We start from the raw sequence: 16,296 nt of genomic DNA, 5'->3' as shown, positions 1-16,296 counted from the left end.
TGGAGGAAATTTTGCATAAAAATTCTATAGAAAAATTTAGAAAAAAAATGGAAGATGAGAATCTTCCTAAAATTGTAACTGATACATTTGAATTTTATTACAATCAATTATTAAGCGGTGAAACGGGAATGCTCCCCGAATCTGAAATTTTCCCAATTGATGCCTTACAAAATTCAGAAAAATTAGATAACGAGTTTGAAAATTTTGGTAAAGAAGTTTTACAAAATTCCGTTATGATCAAACTTAACGGCGGCTTGGGAACAAGCATGGGATTGAGTGAAGCTAAATCTTTACTTAAAATTAAAAATGATTTAACTTTTTTAGACATAATTGTAAAGCAAACAATTAACAGTAAAATTCCGTTAGTGCTGATGAACAGTTTTAATACAGAAAAGAAATCATTGGAAGTATTAAAAAAATATCCAGAATTAAATAATAAAATTCCTTTTGATTTTCTTCAACATAAAATTCCAAAAATAAATTCTAATAATTATGAACCTGTGGAATTTAAAGAAAATGAAAATCTTGAATGGTGTCCGCCCGGACATGGCGAAATCTATACTGCACTTTTTACAAGTGGAATGTTGGAAAAATTATTATCGCATAAATTTGAATTTGCATTTATCTCGAACTCAGATAATCTCGGCGCAGTAATGGATTTGAGAATTTTAGGATATTTTGCCAAGAATAAATTTCCGTTTTTAATGGAAGTTACAGAAAGAACTGAAGCAGATAAAAAAGGTGGACATTTAGCAAAACTCCAAAACGACCAATTTGTTTTGCGTGAATCAGCGCAGTGTTTAAAGTCAGATGAAATCGATTTTCAAAATATTGAGAAACATAAATTTTTTAACACAAATAATATTTGGATCAACCTAAAAGCTCTGCAAAATATTTTAAAAGAAAATAATAATATCCTTGGCTTGCCAATGATTGTAAATAAAAAAACAGTTGATCCGAGAAATTCAAATTCACAAAGTGTATTTCAATTAGAAACGGCAATGGGTTCTGCGATTTCTGTTTTTAATAATGCTTCGGCAATTTGTGTTCCCAGAACAAGATTTGCACCAGTAAAAACAACAGATGATTTATTAGCTGTTCGATCAGATAACTATATTTTAACTGAAAATTTTAGAGTAATAATAAATCCGGAAAGAAAATTGCAGCCTTTGTTTGTAAGATTAGATTCAAAAAATTATAAACTTGTTGATGATTTAGATGAAAAAATTCCATTTCCACTTTCTTTAGTAAATTGCGAAAAATTAGTTATTAATGGAAATTATTCTTTCGGAAAAAATGTAAAATTAATTGGAAATGTATTTCTTGAAAATAAAACAACAGAACAAATAAAAATAAATGATAATTCAATAATTACATCTAATTAAATATGTTAATGGTCAAAAATATTTACATATAATTTTTATTGTTACATAATTTTTATCAACGTAATTTGATTTGGTAATTTTGGGGAATTTTAAAATGAAAAATTTATTGTTTTTAATTTTGTTGTTTTTATTCATTCCAAATTACGCACAAAATATCACTCAAAGTAAAATTGTTGTTTTGCCAATTGTATCCAATGGAATTGAATATTCAACATCCAAAACTGCCGAAGCAATTTTAAGGTTAGAGTTAAGTAAATTTTCAAATGTTGAAATTATCTCAGAGAAAAAAACATATGAAATTGTTTCCGAAGGTGAATGTACAGAAGAGGAATGCGCAATTGAATTAGGATCAAAATTAAATTCAGATGAATCTCTAATCTGTAAATTAAATTCCTTGGGCGACAAAGTTATTGTTCAATATATTTTAATTGATGTAAAATCAGCGAAGAAAATCCTTATTGAACAAGCAACTTCTTCAAATATTGGCGATCTTGAAACAGTTATGAAAAGAGTTGCAATTAGTGTTGCTAACAAAAATTCGTTTAAAGAAAATGTGCAGATTGGAAACATAGTTGCTAAAGAATCTGAAGAAGTTTTAAGGAGAAATTCACGTTACAATTTTGGTGTAGATTTCGGATATCTTTTTCCAACAAGTGGACATGATAACGAAATAAAAGTTTTTTCACTAAATGCTTATTTTGATCATGAAATTGAAAACTATGCTGTTGGATTAATGGCTGGTGCACGAAACGGTTTTGCAATGAATATTTACGGTAATTATTTATTTTCGCCGACGGATATTTGTCCTTATGTTGGAACTTCACTTGGATTTCATTGGGTACAACATGATTATTTTGATAATTATGATGAATTTGGAATTTATCAGAATAAAGAATTAGACTCTCATGGAATTGAATTAGGATTTAAAACTGGAATTAGAGTTTTACATACTTATAATGTTCAACTTTTTATAAACTTTGAATACATTATTACATTTAACGATTATAACGACAAAGCTTTTGTATTCACAATTGGGATTTTGTAAAATTAAAATGAATGCTGAAAATTCATTTTAAAGTTATTTGTCAAATTCGGTTGATTTTGAAATTCAAAGTTAACTCGCCATGAAAGTTGATTACTTTGCTGCTTGTTATAATTGTTTACTGCTTTAACAGCGAAAATTGCGCTAACTACTCTATTTAGGATTAATGCTCCAACCGCAAACCTAACATTTCTATAAGCAGTTTCGCTTGATGACCATAAATCTCTATATACTTTTCTTTGTGTAGAATTTTGCCAATCCCAGAAATGTGTATTAACATTATATACAGCATCAAATTCTCTGTTTAACTCTTGCTCGGTATTAAAATCTTCAATGTTTTCGTATAAACTTATATTCGCAAAATATTCTTCGTCTTTACCGCTTAAATTTACACTGCCATAACTTTTTGCAAATGATTTATAATCACTTTCTTTATTATTTCCGTAAATTGTAAATCCACTAAAGAATCCCCAAATTACCCCATCAGCAATTGTAAAATATTTACCAGTTGAATAATTCCCGGCATATAATTCTCCCATTCCCGGAAGCAGAACAGAATATAAAACTGCTAAAGCGGCACTTTTCTTTTCAAAATTATCTTGAAACATTAATGATGAATTAATTTCGTAATTCACCAAAAGATTACTTTTCAAATTTAATAAAGATTCATTTTGTGCAACAAAATGTGGAGTAAATACGAATAATAAAATCAACAATTGTAATTTTTTCATAATAAAATTTCTACCGGTTTTGATTCTTTGGAAAAATTTTCTACTAAACAAATATTATCATTAACACTTTTAATGTTAACAAATTTGAAAGTATTTGCCAAGTCAGTTTCAAAGGGATATTTAACTTTTACATAATTAGATGTAAAACCATAAAGATGATTTTCTTTTTCTGTTTCTTCAAAAAGTACATGCAAATTTTTTCCTATCATTTTTCGGTAAAAAATATTTTTTTTCTTTTCACTTAAAATTCTCAGCATACTGCTTCTACGTTTTTTTTCTTCATGAGAAATTTTTTCATTCATCAAAATTGCTTTAGTATTTGGTCTTTCTGAATATGTAAAAACATGTAAATATGAAGCCGGAAGTTCATTTAAAAAATTATAAGTATCCAAAAAATCTTTTTCGGTTTCACCGGGAAATCCTATTATTATATCAATTCCAATTCCAACATCCGGAATTTTATTTACAACTTTTTCAATTACATTTTTATAAAAAGTTGTGTTATATCTTCTCTGCATAAGTTTTAGAATTTTATCACTTCCGCTTTGCAAAGGAATATGAAAGTGATTACATATTTTTGGATTTTCTGCAGCAAGATTTATAATTTCATCTGATAATAAATTTGGCTCAATTGAGCTTATGCGTATTCTGAAATCACCTTCAACATTTACAAATTTTTGAAGCAAAGAATAAAAATTTTCTTGAATATTTTTTCCATAATCACCAACATTTACACCCGTTAAAATTATTTCTTTATAACCTTGATTCACCAAATCTGAGATTTGCTTTATAGCTAAATCTGAATTTAAACTTCTACTTTCTCCGCGAGCTAAAGGAATTGTACAAAATGTACATTTATAATCGCAACCGTCTTGAATTTTGAAATATGCGCGAGTTCTATCATCTCCTTCTGAAGAATGTGCTGAATTAAATTCATTTAAATTTTCTGTTGGATTTACATAAATGCACGAAACATTTTCCTTATCAAATTCTTTTATCAATTCAAAAATTTTAAATTTTTCCGAACTTCCCAAAACTGCATCAACTCCTTCAATTTTTGCAATTTCTTCAGCGCGCAATTGAGCATAACATCCGGTAACAATTATGTAAGCTTGCGGATTTAACTTTAGTGCTTTTCTTACAATTTGACGGCAATCTTTTTCAGCATTTTCCGTTACGGTGCAAGTATTAATTACATATACGTCTGCAATTTCTTCAAACTCTACTTTTGTAAATCCATTTTTCAAAAATTCATTTCCAATAATTGAAGTTTCAGAAAAATTCAATTTACAACCGAGTGTATATAAAGAAACTTTTTTATTCATTTCTATAAATTTTCTAAATTCAAAAGTTTTATTTTACAATTTTTTCTTCTTAATCTTACTCTTAATCTTATTCTTACTCTTCTTAAGCTTTATCCTTTTTGTAACATATGATGATTAAAACAAAAAATTAAAAAACAGAGTAAGATTATGATTATGATTATGATTAAGATTATGAAAAAGAAAATGCAAAAAAAAAATAATAAAAAAAGGCTGCAAAAAATTCATTTGTGAAAATTTTACAGCCTTTAATAAATATCTAACTATTTACTTTCTTTATCAGATTTTACTTCACTTTTCTTTTCATCAGATTTTTCAGCTACATGAATTTCAGGTTCATCAAATCCGGGGAAAATTGAAGAATCAAATTTTCCGGCATCTGCATTTTTAACATCTTCAATGGTAACTTTTTCTAATTTGTGTTTAGCAATATAATCTGTAATCTCAGCATCAGTTTTTTCTTTCATTGCGGCAATTACACTAAGTACAATTTTTTTATTTTCTTTATCGAATTCAACAATTTTTGCACTTAGAATTGTTTCAACCGGAAATGAAAGTGAAACATTTTTAATTTTTGATGGAGAAAGTTGTGATGTTGGAATAAATCCATCGACACCTAAAGCTAATTCAGCAATTACACCTTTTTCAATAATTCTAACAACTTTAACTTCTTCAAATTTTCCAACATGATATACATTTTCAAAATTATCCCAGGGATTATCAGAAACTTGTTTGTGTCCTAAAGAAATTTTTCTTTCTTCGGTATCAATACTTAAAACAATAACATCAAGTTTTTCACCTTTTTTTACAATTTCTCCGGGATGGCGAACTTTTTTTGTCCACGATAAATCTGAAATGTGAACTAATCCATCAATTCCGGGTTCTAATTCAACAAAAACACCAAAGTTGGTAAGATTTCTTGCAGTTCCAACATGTTTAGATCCGACTGGATATTTTTTCAATAATTCTTGCCAAGGATCCGGTGTTAATTGTTTCATACCAAGAGAAATTTTCTTTTCTGATTTATCTAGACTCAATATTACAGCTTCAATATTCTGTCCCATTGAAACATGTTGTGAAGGATGGCTGATGTGTTGAGTCCAGCACATTTCTGAAATATGAATTAGGCCTTCAATTCCTTTTTCAATTTCAATAAATGCGCCGTAATCTGTAAGAGAAACAACTCTTCCGGAAACTTTATCGCCAATTTTATAATTCTCGTCAATTTTTTCCCAAGGATGTGGTTGAAGTTGCTTTAAGCTAAGAGAAATTCTCTTTCTTTCCATATCAAAATCTGTAACAACAACTTTAATTTTTTCATCAAGTTTAACAATTTCACTTGGATGATTAATTCTTCCCCAGCTTAAATCTGTTATGTGAATTAAACCGTCAACTCCGCCAAGATCAACAAATACACCAAAGTCTGTAATTGCTTTAACGGTTCCTTCAAGAATTTGACCTTTATCCAAACCTTCAAGAATTTCTTTTCTTTGATCTGAAATTGTTTCTTCAATTAATGCTTTGTGAGAAACTACAACATTTTCGGTTTGGTTATTTATTTTTACAATTTTGAAATCCATTGTTTGACCAACAAATGCATCAAAATCTCTAACCGGTCTAATGTCAATTTGTGAACCTGGTAAAAATGATTCAATTCCCATAATATCAACAACCATTCCGCCCTTAATTCTTTTAAGAATTTTTCCGGAAAGAATTGTTTCATTTTCATGAGCATCAATAATTTTTGCCCAAACTTTTAGGAAGTCTGCACGTTTTTTACTTAATAACAAATTTCCGTCTTCATCTTCAACACTTTCAATTACAACATCAACATCGTTACCGATTTTTATTTCTTCAGTTGCTAAGAAATCATTGCGGGAAATTGTTCCATCTGATTTAAAACCGACATCCAAAACAATATTGTCTTCGGTAATTCCAACAATTTTTCCTTTGATAATTTCACCTTCTTTAAGATCTTGAAATGATTGATCATAAAGTCTGGCAAGTGTTTGAAGTTCTTCATTTGAGTATTCATCTGCATTCATGAATTTTGCTGATTCAAATACAGTTTTACTCTTTTTAACTTCTTTTTCTTCTGACATTTAAACTCCAACTATTTTTTTATGTATTTCTTTTCTTTACCATCATAAGATTTGAAATACATTTACTTTTTTAGTTTAACATTAGTTTTTTATTGATGGCTGTTAATTATATTTTCCATTACTTCTAATTCTTTCTACAATTTTTTCAATTTCTTGATCTATTGTTAAATTTGTTGTGTCAATTTCAACTGCATCTTGAGCTTTTGTTAAAGGACTAACTTCACGAGTACTATCAATTGAATCTCTATTTAACAAACTTTTTTCAACTTCATCTTGAGAAATTTCGATACCTTTTTCTTTATATTCAATAAATCTGCGTTTAGCTCTTTCTTTAGTATCTGCAGTAAGATAAATTTTAACATCTGCGTTTGGAAACACAACTGTGGTTGTGTCTCTACCTTCAACAACTAAATTATTATTTTCTCCAAATTTTCTCTGAAGCTTTACTAATTCTGTTCTCACATCTTTTATTTTACTAATATCACTTACTTTAGAATTTACTTTTGGAGTTCTAATTTTTTCCGTTACATCAATTCCATCAATAAATACACTTGTTAATCCGTTTGAATATTTCAAAACTAAATCAATTTTTTTTACTGCATCAATTATAGCATTTTCATTTTCTTCAATATTATTATCTTGAGCATAAAAAGTTATTGCACGATACATTGCTCCGGTATCAATATATAAGAATCCAAGTTTATCAGCAAGTTTTTTTGCTACTGTACTTTTTCCACTTGCAGCCGGACCATCAATTGCGATAATTATAAATTTTTGCATAGTTTGTAAAAGTAATTAAATTAATACTTTTTACCAAAGAAATTTTCCTCTAATTTGTTATATTATAATAGTTTAGAAAATTTAAAAGGAAGAAAATGGGATTTATAAGCTGGATAATTGTTGGAGGTTTAGCCGGATGGCTTTCTACTAAAATTGTAACTCCTAAAAATAAAAAAGGATGTTTAGGAAATATTATTCTGGGAATTGTGGGTGCATTTGTCGGAGGATTTTTAGTTTCACAACTTGGTGGAACTGGAGTCACCGATTTTAACATTCACGGAATCTTAGTCGCAACTTTAGGAGCAGTTATTATTCTTTGGATTTCAAAACTTATTAGTAATTAAAAGTTTAATAGAAAACTGATTACACAGAAAAAAAAGATTTACATTGATTTTTAATGTTTTGAAAAAAGTTTAATTTATTTACTTTTTAAAATTTCTACCATTTTAGAATGAACTTTTCCGTTTGTTGCCAAGAAATTTGGGGAATTTATATTTACTAAATTTCCATTATAATCAGAAATTTTTCCACCAGCTTCTTCAACAATCAATAACCCCGCACAAACATCCCAAGCTTTTAAGTTTGCTTCCCAAAATCCGTCGAAAATTCCATTTGCAACAAAACAAAAATCTATTGCCGCAGAACCCAATCTTCTTATTGCACGCACTTTTGTTAAAAATTGTGCAAAATAATTTACTTCTTCCAAATAATTATTCTTAATATCGTAAGAAAAGCCTGTAACCAAAAGGCTTTCCGCCAAATTATCATTTTTGCTTACAGAAATTTTTTTATCATTTTCAAAAGTTCCGGAACCTTTTTCTGCCGCAAAAATTGTATCTCTCATTACATCATAAATTACTCCGTAAAATGTTTCATCATTTTTTTGAACTCCGATTGATACCGAAAAAAGCGGCAATCCGTGAGCAAAATTTGTTGTTCCATCAAGCGGATCAATTACCCATTGATATTCTGAATTTTTTGTCGTTAATCCGGATTCTTCTGCAATTATTGAGTGAGTTGGAAATTCTTTCATTATAAAATCCGTAATAATTTTTTCCGCAGATTTATCAATATTTGTTACAATATTTGATGCATCAGTTTTAAATTCTATCGAAATATTTTTTCTATAACCATTTCTAATTATTTCTCCGGCTTCTTTAGAAATATCAATAATTTTCTGCAGCATAATTTTTTCCTAATTCTTTAATTTGAATGCACTTCAATAATTTGGTATTTTGAATAATTACATTTTCAAACTTATTAATAATTATGGCAACGACAAAAAAAAATAATTCCGACGAATCTACAATTCTTAATGAAATCCCAAAACTGCTTCCGGTATTGCCTTTAAGGGATAATATAATTTTTCCGTATATGATTTTTCCGGTTTTAGTTGGAAGAGAACAATCAATAAATGCTGCAAATTATTCTTTAGAACACTCAAAATTTATTTTTCTATCTGCACAAAAAAGAGCAAATCTTGAAGATCCGACAGCCGAAGATATTTTTGAAGAAGGAACAATTGCAAAAATTATTCAAATTTTAAAACTCCCAAACGGATTAATGAAAATTTTGGTTGATGGAATTGTTCAAGGAAAAATTAAAAAATTTTCGAACCGAAAAGAATTTTTTGAAGCGGAAGTTGAAATAATTCTTTCTGAACCAATTGAACCTCAAGAACTTAATGCACTTATCCGTCAATTAAGTAATCAGTTTAAAGATTATGTAAAGAATAATAGAAATATTCCCGCGGAAGCAATCACAGCTTATGAAAATATTGATGAACCGGATAGAAAATTATTTTACGTTGCGGCAAATATTAATCAGTCAATTCAAGTAAAACAATCAATCTTAAAAAAATTCTCACTTCGCGATCAAATTTATGATGTGATAAAATTGCTTAATTCTGAAGTTGATATTTTAAAAGTTGAAAAAGAAATTGAATTAAAAGTTCAAGAAAATATTACAAAAACTCAGCGTAAATTTATTATTGCGGAACAAATTAGAATTCTTCAAGATGAATTGGGTAAAGAGGAAGAAATTTCTCCGGAATTTAAAAAGATAAAAGAAAAAATTGCAAAAGCTAAAATGCCAAAAGATGCAAAAGCAAAAGCGGCAGAAGAATTTGAAAAACTTAGAAAAACTCCGCCAAGTTCACCGGAGTTTACGGTCATTAGAAATTATCTTGATTGGCTTACAGATGTTCCGTGGGCTAATAAAACAAAAGATATTCTTGATATTGAAAATGTTAGAAAAATTTTGGATGAAGATCATTACGGTTTGGACAAACCAAAAGAAAGAATTGTTGAACATATTGCTGTTCTTAATTTGGTTAAGCAAATGAAAGGACAAATTTTGTGTTTTGTCGGTCCTCCCGGAGTTGGAAAAACGTCGCTCGGCAAATCAATTGCAAGAGCTTTAGGTAGAAATTTTGTTCGAATAAGTTTGGGCGGAGTTCGTGATGAAGCTGAAATACGCGGGCATAGAAGAACTTATATTGGCGCACTTCCCGGAAAAATTATTCAATCAATGAAAAAAGCCGGAACAATAAATCCTGTAATTTTACTTGATGAAATTGATAAAATGAGCATGGATTTCCGCGGCGATCCATCTTCTGCAATGTTGGAAGTTTTAGACCCCGAACAAAATCATAATTTTTCAGATCATTATTTGGATGTTGAATATGATCTTTCTCAAGTTATGTTTATTACAACAGCAAATGTTAGATATAATATTCCTTTGCCTTTACAAGATCGAATGGAAATTATTGAATTGCCCGGATATCTTGAACATGAAAAAATTGAAATTGCAAAAAAACATATTGTTCCTAAACAACTGGAAGCGCACGGTTTAAATAAGTTGAAAGTTGAATTGCATGATAAATCTGTTCAAAAAATAATTTTGGAATATACGAGAGAAGCCGGCGTGAGAAATTTAGAACGAGAAATTGCATCGGTGTTTAGAAAAACTGCTAAAGAAATTGTGATGAACAAATCTAAGTCCCGCACAAAAAATAAGATCTTTGAAGGATTTGCAATTACTCCGGAAAAAATTGAAAAATATTTGGGTGTTCCAAAATTTAGAATGCAGAAAAATTTACGAGAATCAAAAATTGGAAGTGTAACAGGTTTGGCTTGGACGAGCGTCGGTGGAGAAATTCTAAATGTTGAAGTTACAATTATGGATGGAACCGGGAAATTAACTCTTACCGGAAAACTTGGCGAAGTAATGAAAGAATCTGCACAAGCTGCACTTAGTTATTTGAGATCAAATGCAAAAGAATTAAAATTACCTTTAAATTTTCATAAGGGAAAAGAAATTCATATTCATTTGCCGGAAGGAGCAATTCCAAAAGACGGACCTTCAGCTGGAATTACAATGACTTTGGCAATGTATTCGGCAATAAGTAAAAAACCAGCAAGTGGTGATGTTGCGATGACTGGAGAAATTACTTTACGCGGTAAAGTTTTACCAATTGGCGGATTGAATGAAAAACTTCTTGCAGCAAAACGGAACGGAATTTCTACAGTTTTAATTCCAAAAGGAAATGAAAATGATTTAGTTGAAATAAAATCAGCAATAAAAGATGGTTTAAAAATAATTCCGGTTGACGATATTAAAGAAGCTTTCCAATATGTTTTTGAAAAACCAAAAACTAAAAGAAAACCAAGAAAAGTTTCAAAATGAGTTTAGAAATTAATATTGATAAAAATTTGGACTTGGAAGAAACTTATAAATTATTATTTCTTCAGATTGAAAATTTGATAAATACAAATGATCCAATAATTACAAATCTATCAAACATTACTGCAGCATTTAAACAAACTTTTGAAAAAATTAGCTGGGTTGGATTTTATTTATTCAAAAATAATTTGTTATATCTTGGTCCATTTCAAGGAAAAGTTGCGTGTACAAAAATTGAAATTGGAAAAGGAGTTTGCGGAAAATCTGTTGAAACTAAATTAACTCAAGTAGTTCCAAATGTTCATGAATTTCCCGGACATATTGCTTGCGATATTGAAACAAATTCGGAAATTGTAATTCCCATTTCTTTTGATGAAAATATTATTGGAGTTTTAGATCTAGATAGCAAAGAGTTTTCTGCATTTAATGAAACCGATAAAATTTGGTTAGAAAAAATTTGTGAAATGATTTCGGAAAAATTGAAAATAACTCAATCAAAAATTGAAAAATTATTATGACTTTTATTGTTACAGCAAGAAAATGGCGACCACAATTATTTGAAGACGTTGTTGGTCAACAACACATAACAACAACTTTAAAAAATGCAATTGAAAATAATAGAATTGGTCATGCGTATATTTTTGCCGGACCACGTGGAGTTGGAAAAACTACAACTGCAAGAATTTTGGCAAAACGTTTAAATTGTAAAAATCCAAATGGCGGAGAACCATGCAACAAATGTGATGCTTGTGAAAATTTTCTCAAATCTCAATCGTTAGATATTATTGAAATTGACGGCGCATCAAATCGCAGAATTGATGAAATTAGAACTTTACGCGAATCTGTAAAATATGCACCAACAAGCGGTGAATACAAAATTTATATTATTGATGAAGTTCACATGCTTACCACAGAATCTTTCAATGCGCTTTTAAAAACCTTGGAAGAACCGCCTGAACATACCATTTTTATTTTCGCAACAACTGATATTCATAAAGTTCCACTGACAATAATTTCACGATGCCAAAGATTTGATTTTAGAAGAATTGAACTTTCTGAAATTAAAAAATTACTTAATAAAATTGCTGATTCTGAAAGAATAGAAATTGATGATGAATCATTAACTTTGATTGCAAAAAAAGCAGATGGTGCACTTCGTGACGCCGAAAGCGTTTTTGATCAAGTTGTTTCTTTTTGTGGAAATACCGTTGATTCTTCAATTCTTAAAAAAATGCTTAATTTAATTGATGATGAAGTATATTTCCAAATTTCTGATGCAATTTTAGAAAAATCATTTAAAACTGCTTTTGAAGTTTCTGAAAATATTTATACAAATGGTTGGAATTTTATTGATTTTATAAATGGATTGCTTGAACATTTCAGAAATATAAGTACAGTTATAATTACAAAATCTGCAAATTTTATTGAAAGTTCAGAAAATCTCAAATCAAAATATTTGAAATATTCTGATAAATTTTCTGAAGGAGATTTGTTACGAATTCTTTCGTTCCTTTCAAAAACTCAAAATGAAATAAAAATTTCGCAAAATCAAAAATTAAAAGTTGAGATTTCTCTTTCGCATTTAATTGGATTTGTAAAATCCGCAACTTTGTCAGAACTAATAGCAAAAGTTGATATTGCAGAAGAAATAACTGATAAAAAAAAAACTGAATTAATTGAAAAAATTAATGTTGGGCTAAAATCTGAAGAAAATATTGTAATTAATTCTGTCCCTGAAGAAGCATTTCCAATATTGAAGGAAGAAAAAAAATCCGTAAAAATTAAACCTTCTCCAATTGCAAAAAGTAAAACTCTCGATGAAGTAAAATTTAAGAACTCTCCAACTATAGAAATAATTAAAGAAAAATGGAATTTAATAAAAGAAGCAATAATTAAAGAAAAGTTTACCTTATCAATTTTTGAACATACTTTTCCAGATAAATTAGAAAAAAATATTCTTCATATTTTGGTTGATAATAAAGAAGATATTCCAATTTTAAATTCTTCATCTGAATATATTTCAAAAAGGTTATCAACTTTATTTGATTCAAATATCATAGCAAAATTTGAATTTAGAAAAACTCAAAAAAATAGTTCAAGTGGAAAAAGTGTAAATGAATTTAAGGAAGATGAAATTTTTAAATATCCAATAATTAAAAGTATTGTTGAAGAATTAGGCGGGAGAGAAATAAAATAGTTTTCGAATTTAGATGATTTAAAATAAAAAACCCCAATTATAAAAATTGAGGTTTCAATAATAAACTGGCGACTTCCTACTCTCCCACACTTAAAAATGCAGTACCATCGGCGTTTAAGGTCTTAACTACTCTGTTCGGAATGGGAAGAGGTGTTTCCCCTTAGCTATAGCCACCAGAAATTTTAACAAAAATTAAGATTGAATGAGAAATCTACAAATATAATACCTTCTTTAAATAAATTTAATGGTTAAGTCTCACGACCTATTAGTACTGCTCAGCTAAATACATTACTGCACTTACACCTGCAGCCTATCAACCTTGTCATCTTCAAGGAGTCTTTAGTGCCATTACTGACAAGGGATACCTTATCTTGAAGTATGCTTCGCACTTAGATGCTTTCAGCGCTTATCATTTCCGAACATAGCTACCCAACTATGCCACTGGCGTGACAATTGGCGCACTAGAGGTTCGTTCACTTCGGTCCTCTCGTACTAGAAGCGACTCTTCTCAAGTATCCTACGCCCACAGAGGATAGGGACCGAACTGTCTCACGACGTTCTGAACCCAGCTCACGTACCGCTTTAATTGGCGAACAGCCAAACCCTTGGGACCTTCTTCAGCCCCAGGATGCGATGAGCCGACATCGAGGTGCCAAACTTTGCCGTCGATATGAACTCTTGGGCAAAATCAGCCTGTTATCCCCGGAGTACCTTTTATCCTTTGAGCGACGGCATTTCCATTCACTACCGCCGGATCACTAAGTCCTACTTTCGTATCTGCTCGACCTGTATGTCTCGCAGTTAAGCTCCCTTATGCCTTTACACTCGCCGCACGATTACCAACCGTGCTGAGGGAACCATTGAGAGCCTCCGTTACATTTTAGGAGGCGACCGCCCCAGTCAAACTACCCGCCTAACAATGTCCTAAACCCTGATTCAAGGGTCTTAGTTAGAATCCAAATAAACCAAGGGTGGTATTTCACCGTTGACTCCACTACAACTAGCGTTGCAGCTTCAAAGTCTCCCACCTATCCTACACATGACCCATCCGAACCCAATGTTAGGGTGCAGTAAAGGTTCACGGGGTCTTTCCGTCCATCTGCGGGTAACCGGCGTCTTCACCGGTACCACAATTTCACCGAGCTCGTGGTTGAGACAGTGCCCAAATCGTTACACCATTCGTGCAGGTCGGAACTTACCCGACAAGGAATTTCGCTACCTTAGGACCGTTATAGTTACGGCCGCCGTTTACTGGGGCTTCGATTCAAAGCTTCGCCTTGCGGCTAACCTCTCCTCTTAACCTTCCAGCACCGGGCAGGTGTCAGTCCCTATACTTCGTCTTAATTGACTTCGCAGAGACATGTGTTTTTGTTAAACAGTCGCTTGGGCCTTTTCACTGCGGCCTCTTTCGGCTCCACTAGTAAAAATTTCACCTAATTGAGGCACTCCTTCTCCCGAAGTTACGGAGTTAATTTGCCGAGTTCCTTAACCACGACTCACTCGAGCGCCTGAGAATACTCATCCCGTCTACCTGTGTCGGTTTGCGGTACGGACTGATTAAATTCTCCTATACGAAGTTTTTCTCGGTAGCATGATTACGATCAGTTTGTGAGCAAGCTCTCCCGTTTGTGCCTCAGTGTTAAGAAAATGCGGATTTGCCTACATTTTCCACCTACACACTTAGACCACCTAATCCAACAGGTGGCTGATCTTCACTTCTACGTCCCTCCTTATAGTCAAACAAATTCAACCAGGTACAGGAATATTAACCTGTTTACCATCACTTACGCCTTACGGCCTCAGCTTAGGACCCGACTAACCCTGAGATGATTAACATTGCTCAGGAACCCTTAGACTTTCGGCGTGCAGATTTTCCATCTGCATTATCGTTACTTATGCCAACATTTGCTTTTCTATATGCTCCAACAAACCTCACAGTTCGCCTTCAATGCGTATAGAATGTTCCTCTACCACCCGCAAAGCGGGTCCACAACTTCGGTAAGTAGTTTAGTCCCGAGTATTGTCGGCGCTAGGTCGCTTGACTAGTGAGCTATTACGCACTCTTTAAATGAATGGCTGCTTCTAAGCCAACATCCTAGTTGTCTAAGCAACCTAACATCCTTTATCTGTTAACTACTATTTAGGGACCTTAGTTGGTGGTCTGGGTTGTTCCCCTCTCGGCCACACGGCTTATCCCACATAGCCTGACTCCCGAAAAACATATGTACGGAATTCGGAGTTTGTCTGGGTTTGGTACCGTTGTGACAGCCCTAGCCCAATCAGTGCTCTACCTCCGTCATACTTTTAATCGAGGCTAGCCCTAAAGCTATTTCGAGGAATACGAGCTATCTCCGAGTTTGATTGGCCTTTCACCCCTACCCTCAATCTCATCCAAACGGTTTTCAACCCGCACTAGTTCGGACCTCCATGAGGTTTTACCCTCACTTCATCCTGGACAAGGGTAGCTCACACGGTTTCGCGTCTACCGCATGTTACTTAATCGCCCATTTCAGACTTGCTTTCGCTGTGGCTTCATTCCTAAAGAATTTAACCTTGCAACATACGAGTAACTCGTTGGCTCATTATCCAAAAGGCACGCTGTCATCCCGCAAGCGGGACTCCAACTGCTTGTAAGCGCACGGTTTCAGGTACTATTTCACCCTCCTGTTAGGAGTACTTTTCACCTTTCCCTTACGGTACTTATTCACTATCGGTCACAAGTGTGTATTTAGTCTTACCAGATGGTTCTGGTAGATTCCCACAAAATTCCACTCATTTCGTGGTACTCGGGAACATATTTCAAGAAGTTATATTATTTTCACTTACGGGACTATCACCCTTTATAGTTAAACTTTCCAGAATATTCAGTTAATAATATAATTTGTAACTTCTCGACATATTCGTAATTCTGTCAAAATACGTCCCACAACCCTGCTAACACAACGGTTACGACCTTTATCATGTTAAAACAGTTTAGACTGTTTCCTTTTCGCTCGCCACTACTAAGGAAATCACGTTTGTTTTCTCTTCCTCTGGCTACTTAGATGTTTCAG

At 31.9% G+C, this 16,296-nt stretch carries 11 protein-coding genes and 2 rRNA genes (1 of these 13 cut by a window edge); 6 read left to right on the top strand and 7 right to left on the bottom strand.

Annotation, left to right across the window (positions count from 1 at the left end; genetic code table 11):
• Positions 1-11 precede the first annotated feature (11 nt).
• Together IPM32_08455 and IPM32_08450 are read left to right on the top strand one after the other, a co-directional pair.
• On the top strand, positions 12-1,385 hold the full coding sequence (locus IPM32_08455) for a UTP--glucose-1-phosphate uridylyltransferase (GenBank protein ID MBK8945284.1): 1,374 nt from the start codon (positions 12-14) through the stop codon (positions 1,383-1,385).
• A gap of 94 nt (positions 1,386-1,479) precedes the next feature.
• Positions 1,480-2,430 carry a hypothetical protein gene (locus IPM32_08450; GenBank protein MBK8945283.1) on the top strand — a complete coding sequence of 317 codons (951 nt, stop codon included), beginning with the start codon at positions 1,480-1,482 and terminating at the stop codon, positions 2,428-2,430.
• A gap of 2 nt (positions 2,431-2,432) precedes the next feature.
• Here IPM32_08450 and IPM32_08445 read toward each other — a convergent pair whose 3' ends face one another.
• The 4 genes from IPM32_08445 to IPM32_08430 all read right to left on the bottom strand — a co-directional run bounded on the left by IPM32_08445 (position 2,433) and on the right by IPM32_08430 (position 7,362).
• On the bottom strand, positions 2,433-3,158 hold the full coding sequence (locus tag IPM32_08445; GenBank protein MBK8945282.1) for a hypothetical protein: 726 nt from the start codon (positions 3,156-3,158) through the stop codon (positions 2,433-2,435).
• Positions 3,155-4,483: a tRNA (N(6)-L-threonylcarbamoyladenosine(37)-C(2))-methylthiotransferase MtaB gene (mtaB, locus tag IPM32_08440; GenBank protein MBK8945281.1), complete on the bottom strand. Its 1,329-nt coding sequence runs from the start codon at positions 4,481-4,483 to the stop codon at positions 3,155-3,157. Before mtaB ends, IPM32_08445 begins: the two co-directional genes overlap by 4 nt.
• A 260-nt stretch (positions 4,484-4,743) precedes the next feature.
• Positions 4,744-6,582 carry a 30S ribosomal protein S1 gene (gene rpsA, locus IPM32_08435; protein ID MBK8945280.1) on the bottom strand — a complete coding sequence of 613 codons (1,839 nt, stop codon included), beginning with the start codon at positions 6,580-6,582 and terminating at the stop codon, positions 4,744-4,746.
• Positions 6,583-6,684: 102 nt separating this feature from the next.
• Positions 6,685-7,362: a (d)CMP kinase gene (locus IPM32_08430; protein ID MBK8945279.1), complete on the bottom strand. Its 678-nt coding sequence runs from the start codon at positions 7,360-7,362 to the stop codon at positions 6,685-6,687.
• A gap of 95 nt (positions 7,363-7,457) precedes the next feature.
• On the opposite strand from IPM32_08430, the gene IPM32_08425 reads away from it, so the two are divergent.
• A complete protein-coding gene (locus IPM32_08425) occupies positions 7,458-7,706 on the top strand; it encodes a GlsB/YeaQ/YmgE family stress response membrane protein (GenBank protein MBK8945278.1) in 249 nt (82 codons plus the stop codon).
• Between the two features lie 74 nt (positions 7,707-7,780).
• Here IPM32_08425 and IPM32_08420 read toward each other — a convergent pair whose 3' ends face one another.
• Positions 7,781-8,548: an inositol monophosphatase gene (locus IPM32_08420; protein ID MBK8945277.1), complete on the bottom strand. Its 768-nt coding sequence runs from the start codon at positions 8,546-8,548 to the stop codon at positions 7,781-7,783.
• Between the two features lie 83 nt (positions 8,549-8,631).
• Here IPM32_08420 and lon point away from each other — a divergent pair, with 83 nt between their 5' ends.
• From lon to dnaX, 3 genes are read left to right on the top strand one after another with little or no spacing between them, the layout of a single operon-like run.
• Positions 8,632-11,049: an endopeptidase La gene (gene lon, locus IPM32_08415; GenBank protein MBK8945276.1), complete on the top strand. Its 2,418-nt coding sequence runs from the start codon at positions 8,632-8,634 to the stop codon at positions 11,047-11,049.
• Entirely contained in the window at positions 11,046-11,564 is a 519-nt protein-coding gene (locus tag IPM32_08410; protein ID MBK8945275.1) for a GAF domain-containing protein, read from the top strand. Before lon ends, IPM32_08410 begins: the two co-directional genes overlap by 4 nt.
• Positions 11,558-13,243: a DNA polymerase III subunit gamma/tau gene (gene dnaX / locus IPM32_08405; GenBank protein MBK8945274.1), complete on the top strand. Its 1,686-nt coding sequence runs from the start codon at positions 11,558-11,560 to the stop codon at positions 13,241-13,243. Before IPM32_08410 ends, dnaX begins: the two co-directional genes overlap by 7 nt.
• Positions 13,244-13,306: 63 nt before the next feature.
• Here the strand turns inward: dnaX and rrf are convergent.
• Positions 13,307-13,421: ribosomal RNA gene (rrf, locus tag IPM32_08400) — 5S ribosomal RNA — on the bottom strand.
• A 66-nt stretch (positions 13,422-13,487) separates the two neighbouring features.
• Positions 13,488-16,296, bottom strand: a 23S ribosomal RNA gene (locus IPM32_08395) (it continues 193 nt past the right edge of the window).

The organism is Ignavibacteriota bacterium, assembly GCA_016716225.1.
Lineage (GTDB): Bacteria > Bacteroidota > Ignavibacteria > Ignavibacteriales > Melioribacteraceae.
This window is presented reverse-complemented; position numbering and strand designations above follow the sequence as displayed.

Bases quoted from the DNA above. Each gene is read 5' to 3' on its own strand.
- IPM32_08425 (MBK8945278.1), top strand. From the start codon at position 7,458: ATGGGATTTATAAGCTGGATAATTGTTGGAGGTTTAGCCGGATGGCTT.
- IPM32_08445 (MBK8945282.1), bottom strand. From the start codon at position 3,158: ATGAAAAAATTACAATTGTTGATTTTATTATTCGTATTTACTCCACAT.
- IPM32_08410 (MBK8945275.1), top strand. From the start codon at position 11,046: ATGAGTTTAGAAATTAATATTGATAAAAATTTGGACTTGGAAGAAACT.
- IPM32_08420 (MBK8945277.1), bottom strand. From the start codon at position 8,548: ATGCTGCAGAAAATTATTGATATTTCTAAAGAAGCCGGAGAAATAATT.
- mtaB (MBK8945281.1), bottom strand. From the start codon at position 4,483: ATGAATAAAAAAGTTTCTTTATATACACTCGGTTGTAAATTGAATTTT.
- lon (MBK8945276.1), top strand. From the start codon at position 8,632: ATGGCAACGACAAAAAAAAATAATTCCGACGAATCTACAATTCTTAAT.
- IPM32_08430 (MBK8945279.1), bottom strand. From the start codon at position 7,362: ATGCAAAAATTTATAATTATCGCAATTGATGGTCCGGCTGCAAGTGGA.
- IPM32_08450 (MBK8945283.1), top strand. From the start codon at position 1,480: ATGAAAAATTTATTGTTTTTAATTTTGTTGTTTTTATTCATTCCAAAT.
- rpsA (MBK8945280.1), bottom strand. From the start codon at position 6,582: ATGTCAGAAGAAAAAGAAGTTAAAAAGAGTAAAACTGTATTTGAATCA.